A 3,025-nucleotide genomic window follows, 5' to 3' on the forward strand; every position below is an offset into this window, starting at 1 on the left:
GCGAGCGGCGCAACGTCACCGCCGGGAGCGGAAGAACTCCTCGAGCAGCGCGGCGCACTCGGCCTCTAGCACCCCGCCGCGCACCTCGGGCCGGTGGACCAGCCGCCGGTCGCGGACCACGTCCCACAGCGATCCGCAGGCGCCCGTCCGGGGCTCCCACGCACCAAAGACGATGCGCCCGACCCGCGCCGCCACGGCCGCCCCCGCGCACATCGTGCACGGTTCGAGGGTCACCACGAGGGTGCAGTCCTCGAGGCGCCAACCGTCGCCCAGGGCCCGGGCCGCGCCGCGCAGGGCCAGGACCTCCGCGTGCGCGAGCGGATCCCCGTCGGCCTCCCGGCGGTTGGTGGCGGCGGCCAGCTCACGCCCGTCCGGGCCCACCACGATCGCGCCGACGGGAACGTCCTCCCCTGGCGTCCCCGCGGCCACCTCGAGCGCCCGGCGGACCAGGGCCCGGTCTTCCGCCCGCCCCCCGCCCGCGCGGGCGGGGTCGGGCGCCGGGGCGGGGTCACCGCCGCCCCGGATCACGAGTCCGGCAGGTGCCGCTCGAGCTCGTCGCCGAAGCCCATCCGCTCGGCCACCGACTGCAGCTGCTCGTCGGCGTAGAGGTCGGTCTCGGACACGATGATCTCCAGGACCCCGGACGGCAGTCCCAGGTCCTCGAGGATCGCCATGTCACCCTCGCCCCACGGGTCGGTGTCCTCGAGTTCCTGGTCGGACATGTCGGGCACGTCCACGTTGAGCTCGTCGAGCACGTCGGCCGCGAGGTCGTAGTCCAGGGACGCGGTGGCGTCGGAGAGCATGAGCCGCATCCCGGAGGGTCCGGGCCGCAGGATCACAAAGAACTCGTGGTCCACGTCCACGAGCCCGAACGAGGCGCCCTCGGTGCGCAACGAGCGGACCTGCCTCGCGGCGTCGTCGAGACTGGTGAGCGCCGAGTCGTCGAGGCGGGTGATCTGCCAGGCCCCGCCCTCCTGGAGGACCCCGAGCGCGTAGCCGGTGACGGCGTCGTCCTCGTCGCGGTTGTCGCCACGGCCGTCACTGTCGCGGGGACTTCGGTCGGGGGAGCTGGCCATGGACTCAACCGTAGTCTGCTGTGAGAACCTTGTCAGGTGACGGTGACGGCGGACGTGTGCGTGCTCGGGGTCGGCCTGATCGGCGGCTCGTTGCTGCGGGTCCTGGGGCCGACGCGGGCGTTCGGCTGGAACCGGTCGGCCCCCACCGCATCCGCGGCCTCGGAGGCGGGATTCGACGTCTCCACGGATCTGGCCGACACGCTCCGCCGGGCCGCGCGGCGGGACGCCCTCGTCGTCGTCGGGGTCCCCCTCCCCGCCCTCGGCGCAGTCCTGGACGCGGTGGCCGAGCACGCTCCCGGGGTCGCCCTCACCGACGTCGTGAGCGTCAAGGGCCCGGTCCTGGACGCGGTGCGCGCGCGGGGGCTGGGCGCGCGCTTCGTGGGGGGCCACCCCATGGCCGGCACCGCCCACTCCGGGTGGGGCGCCACCGACCCGGAGCTCTTCCGCGGCGCGACGTGGCTCGTGGCGGCGGACGACGACGCCGACCCCGACACCTGGTCGCGGGTGGCGCGGATGGCGCTGGACAGCGGCGCCCGGGTGGTGGCGTCCACCTCCGCCGACCACGACGCGGCGGTCGCCCGGATCTCCCACCTGGGGCACGTCCTGGCCGAGGCGCTCGCGCTGGCCGGCGGCCGGGGCGGGGACCTGGCCCTGGCGTTGGCGGCCGGGTCGTTCCGGGACGGCACCCGGGTGGCCGGAACCGCGCCCGCGCTGGTGCGGGCGATCTGCGAGCCCAACCGGGACGCGCTGGTGGCCGCGCTCGACGACTGCCTGGCCGACCTCGGCGCCGCGCGGGACTCGCTGGCCTCGACGGGAACGCTGGGCCCGCTGGTCGACGAGGGGCACCGCGCGCGGCTCGCCTACGAGGCCGCGCGGCCGGCCGGCGGGGGCGACGCCCCGGGCGGCCGGGCGGCGGTGACCGTGACCCCGGGCGCACCGGGGTGGCTCGAGGCCTTGCGCGAGGCGGGGTCCGCGGGCCGGGAGGTCAGACCCGCCGGCTGAGCCCGGCGACGTCGAGGATGAACCCGTCGGGGTCGACCGTCGCGCTCGTGGCCGCGGTGGCCGTGATGCCGTGGACCTTCTCGTCGTCGCTGGAGAAGGTGACGGAGTCCTCGGTGACCTCCAGCGTCATGGAGTCCACCGACAGGACCCGCTGCTCGACCGAGCCGGGCTGGGAGTGCAGGTCGAGCCGCCGGATGATGACGCTGGCGAAGTACACGCTGAAGGTGATGTCCACGTCGAGGACGCCCTCGCCGCCCACCCGCGACCGGGTGTCGGTGGGATCGTCCAGCAGCCAGGACCCGTCGTCGACGCGGACCAGGTCGATGGTGCGCTCGTACTCCTCCGTCGACACGGTGAGCTGGACCCGGCGGGGCGCGCGATCCGAGCCGATCTCGGCCTCGTACTCCACCGAGAAGGCCCGGTGATCCGAATGCGCGGCGGAGACGATCCGACCACGGGCCCGGGTGGACTCACCCTTGGGGACGATCCTCACCTGCTCGATCAATCTCCCGGTCTCGGAGATCCACGTGTACATGCGGGGACCCGAAGCGCGTTGCGCTTCGGTCTGCGGCGAGGTCGACTGGGGAGCGTTCACCCCTCCTACGGTAGGAAAGTCCGCGCTATAAAGCACATTTGAGTCCGCTCCCGCCCGCCCGGCCGTCATCGCGGACGCAGGTCCAGACGGGCACGCCGCCACGGATACAGCGTCACATTGCGTGCCCTGGGCCATTCCCGGCCGCTGCCCACGGGCTCGAGCCGGTAGCGCCCCAGCACCTGCCGGAGGATCACCTCACCCTCCATCATCGCGAACGAGGCGCCGATGCACCGCCGCGCGCCGCCGCCGAACGGCAGCCAGGTGGTGGGGGTCGGGACGTCGCCGAGGAACCGCTCGGGGTCGAAGTCCGCCGGGCGCGGATACGCGGCGGGGGCGCGGTGGGCCAGGACGA

General features: G+C 74.6%; 5 protein-coding genes. 1 reads left to right on the top strand and 4 read right to left on the bottom strand.

Annotated features, from left to right (window positions below):
• Positions 1-15: 15 nt before the first annotated feature.
• Positions 16-450 carry a nucleoside deaminase gene (locus tag B4M60_RS00135; protein ID WP_291079354.1) on the bottom strand — a complete coding sequence of 145 codons (435 nt, stop codon included), beginning with the start codon at positions 448-450 and terminating at the stop codon, positions 16-18.
• A 74-nt stretch (positions 451-524) separates the two neighbouring features.
• A complete protein-coding gene (locus B4M60_RS00140; protein WP_291079338.1) occupies positions 525-1,076 on the bottom strand; it encodes a tRNA adenosine deaminase-associated protein in 552 nt (183 codons plus the stop codon).
• 36 nt (positions 1,077-1,112) lie between these two features.
• On the opposite strand from B4M60_RS00140, the gene B4M60_RS00145 reads away from it, so the two are divergent.
• Complete coding sequence (locus B4M60_RS00145; protein ID WP_291079339.1) at positions 1,113-2,078, top strand: prephenate dehydrogenase; 966 nt, start codon at positions 1,113-1,115, stop codon at positions 2,076-2,078.
• Here B4M60_RS00145 and B4M60_RS00150 read toward each other — a convergent pair.
• The gene (locus tag B4M60_RS00150; RefSeq protein ID WP_291079340.1) at positions 2,062-2,673 is read right to left on the bottom strand and encodes a putative glycolipid-binding domain-containing protein; all 612 of its coding nucleotides are present in this window, start codon (positions 2,671-2,673) and stop codon (positions 2,062-2,064) included. The genes B4M60_RS00145 and B4M60_RS00150 overlap by 17 nt on opposite strands.
• Before the next feature lie 65 nt (positions 2,674-2,738).
• Positions 2,739-3,025, bottom strand: a 287-nt coding sequence (locus tag B4M60_RS00155) for a cytochrome P450 (protein WP_291079341.1), incomplete at its 5' end; no start/stop codon positions are given.

Source organism: Dietzia sp. UBA5065, assembly GCA_002415925.1.
Taxonomy (GTDB): Bacteria; Actinomycetota; Actinomycetes; order Mycobacteriales; family Mycobacteriaceae; genus Dietzia.